13 protein-coding genes are annotated in these 18,301 nt (G+C 64.6%); 5 read left to right on the top strand and 8 right to left on the bottom strand.

Annotated features, from left to right (window positions below):
* Positions 1-45: 45 nt before the first annotated feature.
* Complete coding sequence (locus ACRAKH_RS09655; RefSeq protein ID WP_380723351.1) at positions 46-978, top strand: hypothetical protein; 933 nt, start codon at positions 46-48, stop codon at positions 976-978.
* Between the two features lie 881 nt (positions 979-1,859).
* Here the strand turns inward: ACRAKH_RS09655 and ACRAKH_RS09650 are convergent.
* The 4 genes from ACRAKH_RS09650 to ACRAKH_RS09635 all read right to left on the bottom strand — a co-directional run bounded on the left by ACRAKH_RS09650 (position 1,860) and on the right by ACRAKH_RS09635 (position 9,151).
* The gene (locus ACRAKH_RS09650) at positions 1,860-6,095 is read right to left on the bottom strand and encodes a hypothetical protein (protein ID WP_380723350.1); all 4,236 of its coding nucleotides are present in this window, start codon (positions 6,093-6,095) and stop codon (positions 1,860-1,862) included.
* The gene (locus ACRAKH_RS09645) at positions 6,092-7,477 is read right to left on the bottom strand and encodes a hypothetical protein (protein ID WP_380723349.1); all 1,386 of its coding nucleotides are present in this window, start codon (positions 7,475-7,477) and stop codon (positions 6,092-6,094) included. Before ACRAKH_RS09645 ends, ACRAKH_RS09650 begins: the two co-directional genes overlap by 4 nt.
* A gap of 347 nt (positions 7,478-7,824) precedes the next feature.
* The gene (locus tag ACRAKH_RS09640) at positions 7,825-8,301 is read right to left on the bottom strand and encodes a very short patch repair endonuclease (protein ID WP_380723348.1); all 477 of its coding nucleotides are present in this window, start codon (positions 8,299-8,301) and stop codon (positions 7,825-7,827) included.
* A gap of 100 nt (positions 8,302-8,401) precedes the next feature.
* Entirely contained in the window at positions 8,402-9,151 is a 750-nt protein-coding gene (locus ACRAKH_RS09635) for a hypothetical protein (RefSeq protein ID WP_380723347.1), read from the bottom strand.
* Positions 9,152-9,525: 374 nt separating this feature from the next.
* On the opposite strand from ACRAKH_RS09635, the gene ACRAKH_RS09630 reads away from it, so the two are divergent.
* The 4 genes from ACRAKH_RS09630 to ACRAKH_RS09615 all read left to right on the top strand — a co-directional run bounded on the left by ACRAKH_RS09630 (position 9,526) and on the right by ACRAKH_RS09615 (position 14,034).
* Complete coding sequence (locus ACRAKH_RS09630) at positions 9,526-10,560, top strand: SMODS domain-containing nucleotidyltransferase (RefSeq protein ID WP_380723346.1); 1,035 nt, start codon at positions 9,526-9,528, stop codon at positions 10,558-10,560.
* Positions 10,557-12,101, top strand: coding sequence for a ThiF family adenylyltransferase (locus ACRAKH_RS09625; RefSeq protein WP_380723345.1), 1,545 nt, complete (start codon positions 10,557-10,559; stop codon positions 12,099-12,101). The genes ACRAKH_RS09630 and ACRAKH_RS09625 overlap by 4 nt, the downstream gene beginning before the upstream one ends.
* The gene (locus ACRAKH_RS09620; protein ID WP_380723344.1) at positions 12,098-12,562 is read left to right on the top strand and encodes a Mov34/MPN/PAD-1 family protein; all 465 of its coding nucleotides are present in this window, start codon (positions 12,098-12,100) and stop codon (positions 12,560-12,562) included. Before ACRAKH_RS09625 ends, ACRAKH_RS09620 begins: the two co-directional genes overlap by 4 nt.
* A 95-nt stretch (positions 12,563-12,657) precedes the next feature.
* Positions 12,658-14,034 carry an SAVED domain-containing protein gene (locus ACRAKH_RS09615; protein ID WP_380723343.1) on the top strand — a complete coding sequence of 459 codons (1,377 nt, stop codon included), beginning with the start codon at positions 12,658-12,660 and terminating at the stop codon, positions 14,032-14,034.
* Between the two features lie 76 nt (positions 14,035-14,110).
* Here the strand turns inward: ACRAKH_RS09615 and ACRAKH_RS09610 are convergent, their stop codons facing one another.
* From ACRAKH_RS09610 to ACRAKH_RS09595, 4 genes are all read right to left on the bottom strand, one after another.
* Complete coding sequence (locus tag ACRAKH_RS09610; protein WP_380723342.1) at positions 14,111-14,260, bottom strand: hypothetical protein; 150 nt, start codon at positions 14,258-14,260, stop codon at positions 14,111-14,113.
* A 94-nt stretch (positions 14,261-14,354) separates the two neighbouring features.
* Positions 14,355-16,160, bottom strand: a complete 1,806-nt coding sequence (locus ACRAKH_RS09605; protein ID WP_380723341.1) for a hypothetical protein — start codon at positions 16,158-16,160, stop codon at positions 14,355-14,357.
* Between the two features lie 302 nt (positions 16,161-16,462).
* Positions 16,463-16,990: a flavoprotein gene (locus ACRAKH_RS09600; protein ID WP_380723340.1), complete on the bottom strand. Its 528-nt coding sequence runs from the start codon at positions 16,988-16,990 to the stop codon at positions 16,463-16,465.
* Positions 16,987-18,201, bottom strand: coding sequence for a helix-turn-helix domain-containing protein (locus ACRAKH_RS09595; protein ID WP_380723339.1), 1,215 nt, complete (start codon positions 18,199-18,201; stop codon positions 16,987-16,989). The genes ACRAKH_RS09600 and ACRAKH_RS09595 overlap by 4 nt, the downstream gene beginning before the upstream one ends.
* Positions 18,202-18,301: the final 100 nt, after the last annotated feature.

Genomic DNA, 18,301 nt, shown 5'->3' with positions numbered 1-18,301 from the left:
TCCACGCCCTTCCCCGAGCCGAACGACAACGACGTGGAGCGCGCCGTGGCCGAGCTGGAGAACTACGTCGCCACCCACGCCCCCACCAAAGCCGACCCGACCCCACCCGCCATCGCACCGGCCACCAAGCGGGTCCGCGACCTACGTGCCGAGGTCGACGAAGCCCACCTCCTACTGGAGTTGCAGGCCGACGCCGCGCCACTGCTGGTGGACACCGACCGGGTCCGGCGCAGCCGCAAACGCGCCGCCGAAGCCGCCCGCCTGCACACCCTCGCCCAGGACCCGGCCGCACGGGCTTGGCAGGCATCGCGGGTGCGCCTGGTGCTCACCTCCGCGGCACTGACGGCACTGGTCGGGGCACTGGCGTGGTCCACCACCGGCGTTCACCACACGCTCACCCGAGGCATGGTCGAACGCACCGCCGCGTGGTGGGGCGCCTGGGCTGTGGAACCCGTGATCTCGACGGTGATGCTGGTGGTGGTCGGGACACGGGCGTTCCTGGCGACCCGCGGCCGGGTGCTGCACCACCCACACCTGACGGTGGTCGAGTACGGGGCGCTGGCGGTGACGCTGACCTTGAACGTGTGGCCGTACCTGCCGTGGGTGTCGGTGCCGTGGACGCGGTTCGACCCGATGCAGCTCCTCGCCCACGCCATCGGCCCACTGGTCGCGGTCGGCGCCGTGGCAGTGCTGCCAATCATCTGGACGGCGTTCGCCGACCTCGACCACGGCCCACCGGTAGCCCCTACTCCTACCCGCACCAGCCCGAAGTACAGGCAAAACGCGCCTGGCAGCACAGCGGCGCAGCGTGGGACCACCGGCGACCGAGTGGCCCTACTGGTAGACCGCGCTCGCTGGATGATCGCCGCCGGCCAGCTGTCCACCGACCCGTCCGCGACGCGGCTACGGGAGGCGCTGGGCTGCGGTACCGACACGGCCCGCGATGTCCGCGACGCCCTACGCCGGACTACCGCATGAGCACCACCGAGCAGGAGGTGGACTGAAGGGCGGGTGATCTCCTTCCCAGCCCTGCCTATGTTCACCGGGCCGGAATCCAAGTCACGCACGCGTGAGAGCTGCTTCCGCAGCACCGGACGAGTTGATCGCAGAGATCAAGTATTAGATACGGACCCCGAAGTGATGCTGTATATCGTCGGCGAACACTGCGTTCAACAGCACCTCACTGATGCTCTCGCAATGCAACTGGAAACTGCCAGCGATAGATCTCGCCGGGGTTGAGCGCATTCTATACCGCGCAAGCGACAGCGTACTCACGAGCATCGACATGAACACTGAGCGAAACTTCAAGGGGTCAAACATTCCCCCACACCACTATGCCCTTAGGTCACCGGCTACGCGATTCCTCAACTGAAGCGATGCGACCAGTAGTCCAGTGAACGCTTCGATGGTCGTTCAAGGACGCCCAGGAGAACCTGCAAGCGGCGAACCGCTCTGAAGCATGCCCCGCCCTTCCGGGCGAGGCATGCTTCATTATTAGATCGAGTTGGATCGCCTATGGTCCGCGTAGTGCGAATCGCGACCGAATCGAGCACGCGCCCCGCTGCTTCCACAGGATACTCGCCCTCATACCCCTACTGGAGCTAACAAGATACGCCGTACGGGACTGGGCCTTGTCGAATCAGGGTGAGCCGCTGGCGTAGCATGAGCGGAGCCGGATGACCAGCGACTGCCACGAAAAGGCTGGCGAGGACTACAGCACTTCGCTTGTCGAGATAATCGAGGTGTGCGCTAATGATGACTACCTCACCCTTCGTTCCACAGCCACGACGACCTGCCAATATCGACTGATCCACCCACTGAGCCTCTAGCCTCAGCGACTGGCCTGCGACCAACCCAGTTCACTCCTGTGGCCGACTTTGGTAATCAGATCGCAACTCCTCCCACTTGTCGGACGTGACCAAGCCAACGAAGACCGTGCTGCGCGCATTGGCAATTTCCCGACACAGGACCTCATCACCGCCGACACAGTCGAGGTCCCGAATAACTGCGACCATTCCCACTCCGACAGCTTGACCGTGCGTCACGATGTAGCGAATCAATTCCCGACCTCTCGGAAGCCGAAGGACGTCATCCGCATCATCGATCCCGAATAGGATTCCGGGACGTTCCGCGGTCGGACTTGACACGCTCTCCGACGCAGCCCTGGCCTTAACCACCCTAACCGCCGCCTCAAGGTTCCTCATCGTGTCCGCAGCGTTGGTGGCGATCCACGCCGGAGTGTCTACGGCGGAACGCCAGAGGCGATCGAAGCCGTGCTCGTTGCGCGGGTCGGATGGGAAAATGTGGAACAATCCGGACCCGACCGCCTCCAGCAACACGATGCGCAACGAGTTGGACTTTCCGGCACCGCTGTCACCGAGGATCCAGACGTGGTCAACGGTGCCGGTTTCCGGGTCATTGAGCCACAACGACATGTCACTACCGGTTATGGAGCGGCCAATCCTGATCGTTCCGGTCGCGACATTGTACGAGTTCCCTCCTGGGTATCGCACCGTACCATCGAAGTCAGTCGCCAAACCGCGTATCTGGGAAACCACCTCCGCTACAGAGGCACCTGTCAGACCGGCGAGCTCCTCGGCCAGTTGACACTCGACCCCGATAAGGTCGGCGAGAACGCGTACCATCCCGTCTCGATCCAACTGCGTCAGGATCTGGTTCAACTCCGGGTACCATCCGCTGTTGAAGCAGTGAAGGATCATGCGCGTCGGTACGGTGTCGACCATGTTGTCGTGTTGGGATCGGATCAGGCTGTCCTTGCACTTGTTCCGCACATCGTCGATCGACTCTCCCGTGATTTCACCGATCCTGTAGGACACCGTGTCGATCAGGCGCCAGGCGCCGATGAGGTGATCAACAGCAACCTGGGGCTTCGTGACAGGCTCCCGCAGCACGTCCTCAACCTCCTGTGCAGACGGCAGGTCGTCACCGATGAGCTCGTCGAGCAGCGCAGTGTGCGTGGCGATACCTTGCACCCGGTTAACCACGAGTTCGGTTCCGACTCCAGGCACCTCTGCGCCAGCGTCCTCTACGTCAGACGGTATCGGTCGGGTCGGCAGTAGATCGAAGTGACGGCAGCGTTCCGGCTCATATTTGGGCCTGGCTGGGGCCGATAGCGAGTTCGACAGATTCTCCCCAGGTTTCAGTCCTAGCCTGCGGGTCTGCTGAAACCTCGCGAGAGGTGCAACCACTCGAATGTTTCGAGCCATGGCTTCGACGTTGCCCGGCAGTTTCTTCCGGTACTGGCGCACGAGGCGCTTTACCTCCCGAGCATACCGCTGATACTCGTCGACGTGGCCGTTCTGCGCCGCATAGAGGGCTTTCAGCGAACTCAGCCTGATGCTCATCCAGTCGCGTTGCGTAGCCGCCCAGTCAACCTCGGCCACCTGGTCGTCGATGTCCGCCAGGAGCATCTGGATGAGCCGGCTGATGTCGCGGTACGGAAATCCCGTCACCTCGTCCATGCACACCCCGAGCAACCCCAAGGCGAGTTCGATCGACTCGTCCACTTCGAAAGCCGGATCGATCCCAGCGATGCCGGACACGATCTGCTTGAATTGTCGGAAGTGTCGCCAGGCTGCATCGACTGCACCTTCTGACCCGTGCGCTTCAGCCAGAGCCATGTGCGCCGTAGCAGCTGCGGCCGGTTCTTCGTGGTCGCGATGACCAATCAAGGCGAGCAACTGTTCGGCACAGTCTCGGAAATCGGAACGTACACCCGCCTTCCAGACCATCTCCCGTGCGATCGTAACCAGGCATGAGGCGCGCACCAATGCTGCTTGGTGCGTAGGCTCAGGCAAGGCCTTCACCTTCTCGAATTGCGCACGCACCTCGGCCTGATCGGTGGCTAGGTGCGCCTCGAGCCGACATTGCACCGCCACGCACTCGACCAACGCCTCGAAGTGCGCGGGAATGATCCGGTGCATGTCGTGGACGCGTCGAGCCGCTTCCAGAGTCGATCGCGCGTCCTCAACCTCATCGTGTTCGAGTTGCAATTGTGCCAGCGTGGCTAGTGTCCGCCCGCGTCGGCCAGCGATCTGCGGGTCATAGTCACCAGGCGGTATTAGGTCCAACGCTTCTTTGACGAGGCGTTGCGCGTCGGCGAGATCACCCTGGAACCTCGCGATCGATGCCGCGTTGGACAGCATCGCTGTGGTGGTCTGCCAGCTCTGCGCGCCGTGCTGCACCAGGCGTTCCGCGAGCGTGATGGCGTGCAGGCGCAACGCCCCACCGGTCACCATGTCCATGGCTCTCATGCAGTCGACCATCAGGTCGGTGGCGGCCAACTCCACAGCGAGCAATGTCTCTCGAAGCTCATCCGGGTGCATGCCGAGTTCGGCGCGGACGACGTCTTGGACGGCTCGGTGGACACGCACCCAGTCCCGCTTCGCGCTGTCCTGCCAGCGGTCGATGAGCGAAAGCTCCGTCAGCGCGGCCACCGAGGCAATGAAGGTGCTGCGGTCGGTGGCCAGGAGTTGCACCGGGATCCGGTCCGGGAAGACGACGCTGGCACGCGCCAGGACGGCGATTGCGTCGGCGGGAAGATTCCCCTCCCGTGCGCGCAGTCGCTGCAACGCGAGGTTCACTGCCGCCACTGCGGTGCGCGGGTAGTCGTCCAGGCGTTGGAGAGGGAAATCCAGCGCATCAAGTCGACGCACCTCGTCACCTAGGGTCTCGAGGAAGTTCCCGATGGATTCCCGGGTGCTGCGCAGGTAGCTGGTGGCCGTGACCAGACTCAGAGGGAAGCCGCCCAACGTACTGCACAACGCATCGGCATCTGCGTCGGCGAGGTCCAGGTCTGCGAGCCTCCGCTGTATGAGGGCACGCCCCTGCTCCAACGTAAGTTCATCGACCTTGACGATGGGGTGCGGGCTATGCCAGGCGCTGTTCCGGGTGGTGATCAACACCGCCCCATATCCGGAGGCAGGCAGCAGCGACGCAATCGTGTCGGCCGCCGTCGCGTTGTCCAGGATCAACAACCATGACTGCGAGCACCCGGCGAGGGCCTCAGTGACCGCACCCGCCGCGTCCGCCGGTGACCGGTGCGGACCGCGCCGAATCGTGACGCCCCTGCCCTCGAGCCATGACGCGAACTGCTCCAGTTCCTCACCTAGAACCTCGCCCTTCGCGGTCACATCATCGTCACCGTGCACGGTGAGCTGGTAGATCCAATCGAACTCGGCAGCGTTGTCGAGGGCGTACTGCTGAGCCAATGTGGTCTTGCCAATACCAGCGGGGCCGGTCAGCACACACGTCCGAACCTGCCCGTCCGTCGTGTGCAGTCCGGCCTCCCCCGCGAGGTGCTTCGTCACCTCCTGGAGCAACTCATCACGTCGAACGGCGTGCTCGCGATTGACGAGTCCGATCGGCACCCCCCATCTGGCCGCGAGGGCTGCTTCCACATCGGCTCGTGACGCACTCAACGCCTCTAGGAACTCGCCGCGGTGCAACGTGCGGCCTGCGACGTCGTCGGCTTCAGACTTGTCCATGGCCAATCCGAGCAGGTAGGCGCGAAGCAGTTCGGCTGCCTGAACACCAATGCCCTGTCCAGCCGCCGAGCGAACCCGCCGGAGCTGATTCCGTACCCGTTCACGCAGTTCGGATAACCCGTACGGCTGAACTCGGACCGACGACCGCCGTAACGCCTCCAGCATCGCGACGTCTGGCTTCCGCGTGGTCGTCAACTGCTTCACGGTTCGTGCCAGGTTCTCGTCACTAAGGCCGTGCGCTTGGTCAAGCAACTCGATGAACTGTCGCGCCTTAAAGCTGAACGTCCCGTTCGCGACGAGCTCGAGCCGTGCGGACCCGCTCGCGTCCCGCTCCAACGACATGAGCAGGCCGAGCAGTTCAGTTGGAGACCATGCCTTGGAACCCCAGCGACTCTTGACCTGGACGACCCCGTCGTCGGTGCTGATGCGGCCGATCAATTCGTAGTCGACCTTCTCAGCACCAGGACGTCCTTCGATCACTATGGACTCGACACCTCGGTCATCCGATCCGCACCACAGCTCCAACGCGGTCAGTACGATGACGTGATACTGGAACCTATAACCAGCCAGACCGAACTCGCCACTCACGACGTCCTCCGCACAGTCCAACGGGACGCAGTACGCCGGTTCCAGTGCCACCAACGCGAGCCTGGGGCCTTGTGTTTTCCGGCCCAGGGAATCTCGGCCACGGCAACAATACCGGAATGCCTGGCCCGAACGAGTTCGACCTCACGGTCGGCGTCGGTGTACGAGACACGCCCATGAGGGACCCGCACTCCGACGAACACCCCGTAGATTACGCGAACCATCTGGTGTGCTTCTGCTGCGGCGAGCCATTCATCGTCGACCGACAATTCGGCACGCGCCCAGATGCCACCTCCATCCCATAGCTCGAGGCCGTCTGGTGTATGCCTAACCGACCAGGACGACAGTCGGGGCACGGCCGTGAAGTTCGGCAAGAACCGGCTGAACCCGGCCATGATGATGCCCTCCGCCTGAGCTTCGAGCGTTGCGAAGCCACGCACCTGGACGCCGACAGCGCCGCGCGGTTCGAAAAGCACAATAGGAACGTCACCGCCACCCGTTGCTGTGGTCCCGGACCGCAATACCCGGGCTTCGGTGGCGACGTCCGACAGCGTTTCTTTGACCAGGTCGTGTTCCGGGCCGGGTCGAGGTTCTCGATCTTCCGGATAGCGGGACACCAATGCGTCGACGACCTCGATCGTGATCGCATCGAGGCGCAAACTGCGTTCGACGTCGTCGCTGCGGATCGTGAAGAAGAAGTCTCCATTGGGCTCGACCACGAACTCCGCGTTTCCGACCGCGTCGAGCAGAGCATGCAGGCGCGGGTACGGCACCTTGCGCACCCGCTCAGCGACCGGGCCGACGCGCAGCAGGGTCAATGCGCGACTGGCGAGGTTGACGCCAGCACGTCTGTACTGCTCGTTGGCCTCCTGCGTTAGCGATGAGGAGACGAGATCCCGGTACTCCGGGCCCGTCAGCTCGTAATGCAGTAGGCCGACAGGGCTCAGCACCGGGAGCAACGTGCCGGCGGCAAGCCCACCTCCAGCGGAGGTCCGTTCTGGCGGGGTCAAACTTGTCCCACGGCCGACCAACAGTTGGGGCATAGAACCGGGCGCCGTAGAGAACTGCTCCACCGTCGCGTCGACGACCCGGCCCGACTGGGGAAGCCACAATAGGCAGTGTCCATCCAGAACTCCGGCGTCCCAGCGCGGGTCGAGACGTCCATATTTCGTCGACCAATCGGTCGACGAATCTGTGATTGAGAATGTGACGGTGTACACGTAGGAGGTGATACCAAATTGTTCGTAGGCGTGATGCAGCACCATCGCCCCTTCGACGGAAGAGTTTACCGCAAACGCCTCCAGACGGCTTAGCCACAACACTGGGAGCAACATCTCGATCAACAATGCTGAATCGATCTCTTCCGCACCCAGCACCATGGCCACCTGCGCGTCATCGACTGATGGGGTCGTCAGGCCGTTGACATGGCGTTCAGGCGATGCACCCGCCCCGCCCCGAGACCGAGCTGCCCGGTCCGGCCGCCGTTGGCGCCGGCGCCCTGTGGAGTTCGACATGCACCGCAGACTAGGGCGGGACACCGACAATCCCCGCCGCCCTCTAGCGGAGAGCCCTTCAATTCACCCTTCACCAGGAGTATTACACATCACAAAGAATCAACAGCACTGCGATACCATATGATCCACCATTACCGGACGTGCGGCTGCTGAGGCTCCTTCCCGTGCTGTTCGAAGCGCCAAGCGCAGAGTCGTAGGGCGCATGAGCGCGGTTGCGTTCAACCACTCGAGTGAGTTGGACCAACCGCTGACCATGCGGTACGCATCGCGACGAGTTCGAGCACGCGTTGCGCGGCCTCCGCGGGGTCTTCGTGTTCCCACACCCGAACCACCAACCACCCCGCCTTGGCGAGCTGGGCGTCCGTGTCGCGGTCACGCAACGCGATCCCCCTAAGCTTCAGCCTCCACCACTTTCGGTTGGCCTGCGGGAGCTGGCCGTGCACCGGGCAGGAGTGCCAGAAGCAACCGTCGACGAACAGGGCGATGCGGGCACCGCGCAGCAGGATGTCCACCCGCCTGCGGCGATCCGTCCCGGGTGGCGAGCGGTCCACGACGAAGCGCAGTCCTTTCCGGTGCAGCGCGCTGCGCAACGCCAGCTCCGGTTTCGTGCCCGACCTCCTGATACGCCGCATCAGCTTCGCCGCGTCGGGGTTCGCAGCAGGAGGCGTCGGCCCAGGGTTCAAGTAGCTGTACATTGCTCCAGGTTGCCAACGACGTCCGACAATTTGACTGCATCGGGACACAGGGTGTCGCGGCTTGCCGCGCCTACTCGTTGCTCGGCCAGGTATGACCCGGTCAGGCATCACCCGTGATGGCTCGGGGGTCGAAGGCGTGCCCGCGTTGACTGTAGGGGACGCGGCGCCCCTCGGAATCGACGTCAGCGGACACGTAGACGCAGCGGGCACCGAGGAGCGCGGCGACGCGCATCATCGCGAGGGTGAGCGGGACGCTGCCACCGGTGACATCGATGAGCACGCGATCGGCAGAGACATTGAGAGCGCGGAGCTGGTCGAGGACTTTGTCGCTGTCCTCGACCGCGGCGACCGGGCTGTGCGCGTCGTCGATCAGGACGGGCTGGAACGCGATGCCGTCAGCAGCCAACTCCGTCGCGAGGTCGTCTGCCATTGGCGCGGTTCGTGGGGTGAAGACCCCGATGACCGTCTTGGGTTTGCTCTCCTCACAGAGGAACTCCGGGACCTCCGGCGCTCGGTCACGGCGCTGCTTGCGCATGTACGGGTCCGAGCGAACGCTGATCGGCAGAACCAAGACGTCAGCGGCAGGTAGCGGGGTGAAAGGTCTGCGAGCACGTTCGCCTCGATGACGGACCCAGGCGCTGCGCGCGATGCCGACTAGGACCGCGAGGGTGAAGACCGTGACCACGGCCAGCACTCGCAGCAACCCGTTGCGCTGGGGCCGACCGGGGTCGCCGAGCCAGTCGACGAACAGGTCAGGGACGACCGGGATTAACAGGACCGCGATGAACACGCTCTCCAGGTGGCGCCTGGCACCGAAGACACGATCGCCCGCCCAAGCCAAGATCCTCATGCCCATCCCCCTATGTCAAGCAGCCAAGAGCCGGCATGGACCAAGTTCGGGCTGCGCGGCAGCTGATTATCGTCGATGGCTCACACACGTAACCGTTGAGGTCGTGTCGATCCGCATTGGATCGATCGCGTACTCGTACAGGTAACCCTCATAACCAGAGACAGTCGTTATCCATGCTCGATTGAGCATTTCCAAAGCAGTTGACTACCCAGTGCCAATTTCCATCCAACTTCACTCTGCGTATCCGCTCGTGTGATCAGCGTCACAATGGTTGCATTGTTGAAGGTCGCGGTTACCATCGTTCAACCACTCGGCCGTGGCGCCTCTTGCGCTCATCCGATCGCAAGCGTCACCAAAGCGGGAGGGGGCGGTTGATGGCAAACCTGGCCAAGTCGTTCGAAGCTGCACTGAGCAAGATCGAACCGAAGGACGACGCGAAGAACGCTCAGGAAGCGCACAAGCAGGTCACCGAGGCGCTGAAAGCAGATGACCGCTTGAAGAAGCTCGGCATATCGACGTTCCTGATCGGGTCGTACGGTCGGCACGTGTCGATCAAGCGGGTCAAGGACGTCGACGTGTTCGCCCGGCTGACCAAGGCGACGTCATCGCTGCGCCCTGGAGACATACTCGATCATGTGACCGAAGTCCTGGAGGAAGCCTTCCCGTACTGCGTGAAGCGCCAGCACCGCTCGGTGATGATCGAGTTTCCCGACTTCGACCTGTCCGTCGACGTAGTCATCGCCCGCCCTTGCGCGGACCACCCGGATGACCACTGGCAGATCCCGGAAAAGATCGAAGACGACGGGCGGGCGAGCTGGGTTGAGACCAACCCGATCAAGATGGCCGAACTCACGACAGCCGCGAACAAAGACTTCCTGCTCAACCCGGACGACGATGAGAGCGGCATCTACGTGCCGATGGTGAAGCTCATCCGACAGGTTCGGCGAACCTGGGTGGATGACCAGCCTGGCGGCTACTACTTCGAAGTACTCGCCTACCATGCATTCCAGGACTTGCAGCCCGATGAGAGCACGATCGCCGGTTACTTGCCCGTAATCCTGGGAGAAATCGCCGAACGACTCCCCGATTACATGGATGAGGGACCGGACGACCCCACCCTCGACGATCGGACGATCAAGACGAAGGCAACGGCAGAGCAGATCGAGGCAGCGGCCGAGAGGATCGCCGAAGCGGCTTCCTTGGCGAAGAAGGCGCTCAAGGAAGAGGACCCCTGTAAGTCTGCAGTGCTGTGGCGAAACTTGCTGGGTGAAACACAGAACACCGAAGAGTCTGAATACGTGTTCCCGCTACCCGACTACTGCAACCCCGACGGGTCCACCAAGTCTTCAGGTCGCGCCCTCGTCAGGGGAGCCCCGGCCGTGCCGGCGGGGCAGGATCGGTACGCATGAGCAGCCCCTTCGCGGCGGCTGCGGACCAGTGGCGCGAACGACTGGTGGCACTCGGGTTCACCGATGACGGTGATCACCTCTGCGGCCCTGTGCGATGGCACCACTCGACGACTGACCAGATCCACATCGCTCGTGTGGTGATCAGGCATGGGCCGACCTTCCCGTTCCTACCTCCCAAGGTGATCTTGCTGGACGCAGGGGGGCCGTTCGAGACCACGTTCCACGCGAATGCTGACGGCTCCTTGTGCCTCTGGACGGATGATTGGGCGGTCGACCAGGCCCCCTGGCTGCGCCCGGATGTGCTGCTCGACCGCATCGGTGGCTGGCTTTGCAAGAGCGCGGCCGGTTGGCCCGGTGATGACGACTGCGACCTGGAGCGCTACCTGGAGCGGGAGCACATCGATCGCAGGCTGGTGCTCTACGACGTTTCCGCCTTGATACCTGATCGCGCCGTACGCACCGGGCCTGGACCGAACCCGCACACGATCGTCATCACGAACGAGCGCCGACGAGTCGGCGATCTCGACACGGGTCGACGACAACGGCGCAGGGACCGCAACTTGGCGTGGGTGGCCGATCTCGGCTGCATGACGAGCCCCCTGCGATCTTGGGACGACGTCGCCGTCGCGCTCGGTCCTCGTGTCGCAGAGGTGGGGCGGTTGATCGCCGTCGGTGCCATTACGCACATCCTCTTCCTCTACGTGCGCGGCACGAGGCAAGGCGTCCTCGTGACAAGGGTTCGAAAGTCGTCGAATGCCATCCGAGTCACCGCCTGTGAGAGCGCTGATTCCAGCGCTGCGACGTGCATGTTGCGCGCAGGCTCGGCTGCTCCGGAGCTGTTGACCACTCGGATCGCGATCGTAGGCTGCGGCGCAATAGGTTCCTTCGCGGCGGACACGCTTTTCCGAGCGGGTGCGCGCAGGCTTACGCTCGTCGACGGGGAACGCCTCCGCCCCGGCAACGTTGTGCGGCACCTCGCTGGCAACAGGTACGTCGGATGGCCCAAGACCGAAGCGGTACGGGCATGTTTGGTGGCTGTCGACGCCGACGTCACCGGCATCCACGTACCTCGGGGTCCTCTTGTCGATTTGGAGGAAGCGGAAGCCCTCGTTCGCGACCACCAAGTGGTGCTGGATGCCACGGGTAGTGGCTACGCGAGCAGCCTGTTGGCCACGGCCGCCGATTCGATCGGCCGTGCGACGGGGCACGCGGTGGTCTCGGCATGCGTGCAGCGCGATGGCGATGTCCTCAGAGTGGATCGGATGCCCCTCCGCAGCGGCGAAAAGTACCTACCCGCTCTTCCCCGCCTCGACAGCAGCATCCGACTCCAAGAGCGCGGTTGCGGCAGCACGGTCTCGCCGACACCACCAGGCGCGGTACTGGCCGCAGCGGAACTCGCGCACCAAGTCGTCGTCGACGCTGCTTTGCTCACGTGTGCACTGCCTGCAAGCATGGCCGTCGTGCGGCGCCCTCAACCTGAGCCGCTCTACAACCGGATGGGCACGGTTACCAGCGACGTCCTGCGAGATGCGGCGTCATGAAGCCCAGGAAGACCCAGACCGAGGTGCACGCTGACGCAGTGACCACGATCTCCGCGTTGGCCTCAGCCGCGTACCCACGGGAGACCGGGGGGTTGCTGCTGGGCTGGTGGACCAACGGCCGAGTGGTCATCCGATACGCCATCGAGGTATCCGACCCGAATGCAACAGTGAGTTCCTGGTGCAGGGACGAGAGTTCGGCGCAGGCTGCCCTCGACACGGCACTCGCCGAACACGAGCACCCGTGGCTCGGGTACGTGGGTGACTGGCACAGCCACCCGGTGGGGAGTGGGACGAGCGGCCAAGACTTGATGTCCATACGACGGGCATCGATCGCCTACGAGCATCCGCTGGTCCTCCTCGTTCACCGCACCGATGGCCCGATCGAGATCACTGTCGCGCATCACGGCGCGCACCCCAGCACTCGCGCCTCGTCAACGCCACGGCAGGGGCAGGAAGCTTGATGAACGGACAACGCCCAGCAGCGGGTCCACCATCCAGGTCGGGCGTTCGACGCAGCGGGGACAGGTTCCAGGACTTGTTCGTGTGGGGGGCTGCCATGCGCGTGATCGGCCCCGAGCGCCGCTTCTCGCAGGTGGAGGTGGAGATCAACGGGGTCGGGAACGTCGACGACGTGGTCCTGCGTAGCTGTACCGGGGAACCTGACATCTTCGCGCAGGTCAAATGGGCGACTAACCCTGCTGACCTGGTCAACGAGGGCTTTCTCACCGCCACGTCCGGCAAAGGCAAGTCGCTGCTGCAGAAGCTGTACGCCAGCTACCTCACGCTCAGCGCCAACGGCGCGACTCCCGCACTGCGGCTGATCACCAACCGGGCCCTGGATCGCACCGACCCGCTGCTCGGGCACGTTGACGGCCGCACCGACCTGCTGATGCCGTACGCGGAACAGGTGGAGCAGATCAGCACAGCCGGGCGAGCTGTAGAGCGCTGGGCGGACCACGTCGGCGCGAGCCGCCCTGAACTGCTCGTGATGCTGGAACACCTGCAGTTTGTCACAGGGAGGATTGTCAGTGCCGAGGAGGAACACGTCCGCACGCTGATGGTCGCTGCTGGTCTCGACGGCAGTGATTCGGCACTCCAGCATGGGCTGAACATTGCTGAGGGCTGGGTTACCAGTGGCAAGCGGGCCGTACCCGAGCAGGACATCCGAAGCGCAGTGGAGTCCCTGCACCCAGCTCCCCCGTCAGCGGTCCTGGTCGTACAAGCCATCGATAGGGATCCTCATGCCGAGGAAGCCACCATCGCCCTGGACTGGGTCCACCTGTTCGACGGTGACAAACCCCAGGTCCGTGTTCAGCCACGGCACGCTTCGGGCTGGGCCCGCATGGAGCAGGAAATCGTGGACGCGGCAGCAGCACTGGAGGAGAGCGGTTGGCGCTCCACCGTCGTCCGCGGTGCCATGCGCCAAGCGACGTTCTTCCGCGTCGGTGCCGCACTTCCCAGCGTCCGAGGTCACACCTTGCGATACCTCCAAGGTCATCATCTGTGGTCGACCGATGCCCGGAAGGTCCCGATCCCCGTACCGCAACTGCAGCGGCAGCAGTTGAACCTGGGTCCTGATCTGGCCGTGGCCCTTGGCTTCGCCATCGACCCGACACCGGCCGTGATCAAATTCCTGCAGCGCAACGGCATCCCAGCCCACCACCTGCTCACCATCCAGCCAGGCGGTGGGAGCGACGACCAATCCATCGACGGATCGGAACAGGCCGTCACCTATGCGGAAACGATCCGGAACCTGGTCCGCGCCGAACTCGACGAGTTGCCGAGTGCCAAGCGCATCCACCTCTTCATGGCCGGGCCAGGCGGCCTTGCCCTCATGCTCGGGCACAGGTGGAACCGCACACGGGTCACCGTCGCCTACGAACACCTCGGTATGGGCCAGGGGTACACCCCGGCGTTCGAAGTCGACAGCTGACAAGGTCCCCTCGTTTCATCCGATGTGCACCCTCTGCTCCACGCTGGTGGCGCCCGTGCCGGACGCCACCAGCTCGTCAACTGGAGAGCAGGTCAACCAGTTCGCCGACCAATGCGACCACATGAACCAGGGCGCACAGGACGAGGGTCAGCTGTTCGGACAGGCTCTCGCGACGGGTCTTTTCGATCTTGTTTGGCGGTCGCTGGTCGTTCTCTTCATCGGGCACGCGCCCACCTCCACCGACGGTTCACTGCGGGTGGATGTCGGTTCTCCCCACCCGATCGGAGTGGGGACGCGGAAGCGCGGCGAAGCCCGGTCAGTCAGCGAAGGAAATCGAGGCCAGCCTCGGTGTTCAGCAGATCGTTGAGCGAGAACCCCTGGCCGAAGCACTCCCTGGCAGCCCGCCACGCCTCCATCACACGCGGTCCGAGGTGTGCACCTCGTTCACCACGGACGAGTCCCGTTCCGGGCGTGTAGTCTCCCGCGATCACCAAACGGCCGCCACCCATGCGTTCCAGCACACTGGCGACAAGGCCTTCTTCGTGACTGCGCCGCACCAAGCCGAGGGAACGATCGAAGTGCTCGCGGGCCACATTGTGGAGTCCGGCGTCGAACGATGCCCAACCCGCCAGATCGTGCAGGTCCGCCATCGCGACCTGGAGCCGCTGTCTCACCTCCTGTGCGGTGATGGAACCAAGCATCCCTCGTGCCCAGGCAAGCTGACTCATGGCCGCCTCACGGCGGGATCGGCCACCGTACATGCGGTCGATCCCGCGCAAATTGCGCACGGCTGCTTCCACTCGGCGGACGTCGCTCATACCGATGCGATCAGGCGCGGAAAGCAAGGCGGGCGAGGAAAACCAAGTCCGTGCCCCCGTGCCGAACACGGCACTGCCGACCGTGATCGCAGCGGCGTGAGCGAGGAATTTCCTCCGCTTCACCGACTCACTCTCCGCGGTGGCCGAGCGATCTGGCGTTTCTGCCAGAGCAGCAGCGCGGACCGCTACCGCTTCGTCGTAGGCCAGTCCCATGTACCCCCGCGGCACACCCAACCCACGTGCGATCTGCGCGAGCACGTTGTAGGCCATGACCTGGCGGCCCTTCAGGATCTCGACGACCTCCGCCTCGGACTGGCCGGTTAGAGTCGCTATCTGTTCGTTCGACACACCGTGGCGCCGCAGGAGTCGATAGACGAGGCTGAGCTCACGGCGTGCCAACGCGTCTCGCATCTCATGGTGGTCCCAGACTTCCGGTACCAGTGCGAGCTCGGTCGAGTCGAGTTCCGCAGCAGCTGCCAGGTCAAGCGCCCGCAGTTCGACCCAAGCCCAGGCATCGTCGTGGGACGTCCGAGCAGCGACTTCAGCGTAGGACAGCAGGATGCCGCGCATTTTCTCGGACAACTGCTCCGGCACCGCGGTGACACCCGGGATCCGGCACAGGGATTCCGTCAAGATCGCGATGACGACCTCATCGGAGAGTCCGTGCTTCCACCGCACTCGCAACGAGTCACCGTTGAGCGCGCTGTCGAGCCAGGCCGAGTGCCGCCACAACGGGAAGCGCCGCAGCACCGCACTCATCAGGTCGGTCGGCGCGGCTACCACGTTGTCGAGTGACCGGCGCTCAGCTACGTGAAGAGCACTCCCTCGGCGCTTCCACACCGGTTCCCTGCCCAGGAGGACTTGGTCGAGGCCGCGCTGCGCGGCACGCCATCGTTCTGGTGTCACGCCCAACAGCCTTACGTGCCCAGTACGGTCGCCGTTGGCGCCGATGACGTTCAAGTCCAGGAAGTCGCGCCCGACCTCGGGGCGAAGACCCGGTATCCCGTTCACCCCGAGCGGGGTCACGGTAGGCAGCGACCGGGCGAGCACCTGGTGCAGGACTTGGTCGGCCAAGTGGAGCGAGAGCGAGTCGGTGCGCAGTCGCGCCTCCTTCACCACCGCCTCGCTGCCGCCCGGCGGCCTATTACGCGCGATTGCTCCGCTCGCCGTCCTGATCAGCGGCAACAGGGCCGCCTCGAACTGGTGCTGCCCGTCCACCGCAGCGGGGATCAGCGTCCCGCCTTCGGCCAAGAGCTGCCGGCGAGCGATGTTCGGGTGCTCACCCGTGCACAGCGCACGCAGCTCCAAACGCGCACCCAAGGAGTCCGATCGTGTCCGAGCCACAGAGTCCTCCGCAGACGCCTCCCGGCCGACGCTGCGAGCCATGAGGTTCTACCTCGCGCAGCACGTGACGACTCGCGGTGCGCACCCGATGGCACGCTTAGAAGGCACTCGCCCCAGCCGGGATGTCGGAGCTGCCTCAAGGCGGACCGCGACCGCCTGGGCTCGAACCGTACACCGTTGGCAAGCCGGACCACAGCGGCCGTCACTCGAATGAGTGAGTATTCCAAGTGCTTAGGAAATTGCTGGCTCACGCCGGAATCGCTGTGCTACTCCATCGCTTCGATGGCTGATCGCCACGGGTAGTGGGCCAAAGCACGCCCACCTTGCCGAGGCAGGTGGGGCTCGAATCCTCCCGGCCCGAACAGCACTTTCACGCCTGAGGAACGCAGCACTTCGAAGCTTCGGTGGAGCACGGCGTTGTTCGCGAGAGCCGTGTTCACGAAGGGCAGGACGGCGATCGGCACGCCCAGGCCGGTGAGTTCTGCAAGCTGTGTCAGGACATAGGTGTCGGCGATGCCCGCCGCCCACTTGTTGATCGTGTTGTAGGTGGCCGGTGCGACGATCACCGCGTCGGCAGGAGGAAGCGGCGGCTGACCTTGGCGTTGGTAGCCGGTTCGCACGGGATGGCCGGTGAGCTGGTGCAGATCGTCGAGGTCGAGGAAGTGCTCGACGGCGGCTGGTGTAGCGATGCAGTAGACCGACCAGCCTGCTTCCTGGGCCAGCTTGATGGCGACGTCGACGTGTTTGGCGGGTCCGGCGCCGCAGATCATCAGGTAGAGGACTCGTTCGGTCACGCGGGCACTCCGGCTCGCTCGGCCATCTGCTTCACCATGCGAGCGGGCTCGCCAGTGGTGTTGGACAGCAGCATCCTCAACAAGCCGTGGGCCAAGGGGCGGCTGCGGACTTCTTGGGGTGCGGTTCGCTCAGCTTGGGCGAGGGCGCGGGTGGCCTCGACGAAGTTGCCGCAGCGGGCGTTGGCCTCGGTCAGGTCGAGCAGGTGGTTGGCCCGGCGTTCTGGCGGTAGCTCGTTGAGAGCGCTGCTGGGGATCGTCGCGGCGAAGTTGAGAGCTGCTCCGGCTTCGTAGAGGCGGACGAGCGCGGCGACGCGGTGGATGGCGACATTGGCGCGGCCGAAGTGGGTGTGGTGGGTGTCGTAGTGGCGCTCCATGCGTTCAGCAGCCTGGGTGGCTTCCTGGTGCATGGACAGGGCCAGGGAGGTGTCTTCCTGCTCGGCTGCGGTGATCGCGGCGGCGAGGTGGAGCATGCCGTGGAGGGAGAGCAGGCTCGTCGGGTGCTTGGGCACTTCGGGGCGCATGCGGTCGGACATGCTCAGCAGGGTCTCGACCGCCTCGGTGCGCTGCCTGGCTGCGCTCATGGCGCGGGCGACGCTGCGCGTGGCCCGCGCCTGCGACCAGGTGTCGTCGACCGCCAGGGCGGTGTGCATGGCGCGGTCGGCTGCCAGCCAGGCGACGTCGTGGCTCTCGAACTTGAGCAGCATCGAGGAGGCCAGGCGGTAGGCCGCGATGAGCACGCGGTAGGCGTCGACCTGCCCGGCCGGCGGTGCGGCGAGGGCTGCGCGCTGCGCTGCTTCCAGCAGCTTCGGCAGGTGTTGGGCGACGGTGGTGAAGTGGGACGACGTCCAGGCGTGCTCGATGTAGTCGGCCTGGCGAGCGAGTTGGGCGACGCCGGCAGGCTTGGTGTCCGCGGCCGCCAGGCCGGGGTAGCGGCCGAGTGCCGCGCGGATGGCGCTGACCTCGGCGGCGTCCACGCGGTCGGCGGCTCGGGCTGCGGCGGGTGCGTCGGTGAGGACGCTGGGGTCGATGGCGAGGGCGTCGGCGACCAGCTCGATGACCGGGATGCGTGCGAGGCTGCGCTCACCCGACTCGACCTTGTCCAGCCACGAGGTCGAGCGACCGATCATGTCGGCGAACTGCTTGCGGCCGAGGTTGCGGCGCAGGCGCCAGTAGCGGACTCGCTTGCCGATCTCACCGGCGGTGTCGGGCATCCGACCTCCTCGGCTTCTCCCGAGTTGATGACGCAAGGGTAGCTGGGGAGAGGTTGCACATTTTGTACGACTCGTGACGCTCGGTCGTCCCTAACTTGGC

Source organism: Saccharothrix hoggarensis (assembly GCF_052936025.1).
Note: the sequence above shows the minus strand (reverse complement) of the source record. Positions and strands in the feature narration are given on the sequence as shown.

Coding starts and splice junctions, on each gene's coding strand:
- ACRAKH_RS09640 (WP_380723348.1), bottom strand. CDS start 8,301: ATGTACAGCTACTTGAACCCTGGGCCGACGCCTCCTGCTGCGAACCCC.
- ACRAKH_RS09635 (WP_380723347.1), bottom strand. CDS start 9,151: ATGAGGATCTTGGCTTGGGCGGGCGATCGTGTCTTCGGTGCCAGGCGC.
- ACRAKH_RS09630 (WP_380723346.1), top strand. CDS start 9,526: ATGGCAAACCTGGCCAAGTCGTTCGAAGCTGCACTGAGCAAGATCGAA.
- ACRAKH_RS09625 (WP_380723345.1), top strand. CDS start 10,557: ATGAGCAGCCCCTTCGCGGCGGCTGCGGACCAGTGGCGCGAACGACTG.
- ACRAKH_RS09620 (WP_380723344.1), top strand. CDS start 12,098: ATGAAGCCCAGGAAGACCCAGACCGAGGTGCACGCTGACGCAGTGACC.
- ACRAKH_RS09615 (WP_380723343.1), top strand. CDS start 12,658: ATGCGCGTGATCGGCCCCGAGCGCCGCTTCTCGCAGGTGGAGGTGGAG.
- ACRAKH_RS09595 (WP_380723339.1), bottom strand. CDS start 18,201: ATGCCCGACACCGCCGGTGAGATCGGCAAGCGAGTCCGCTACTGGCGC.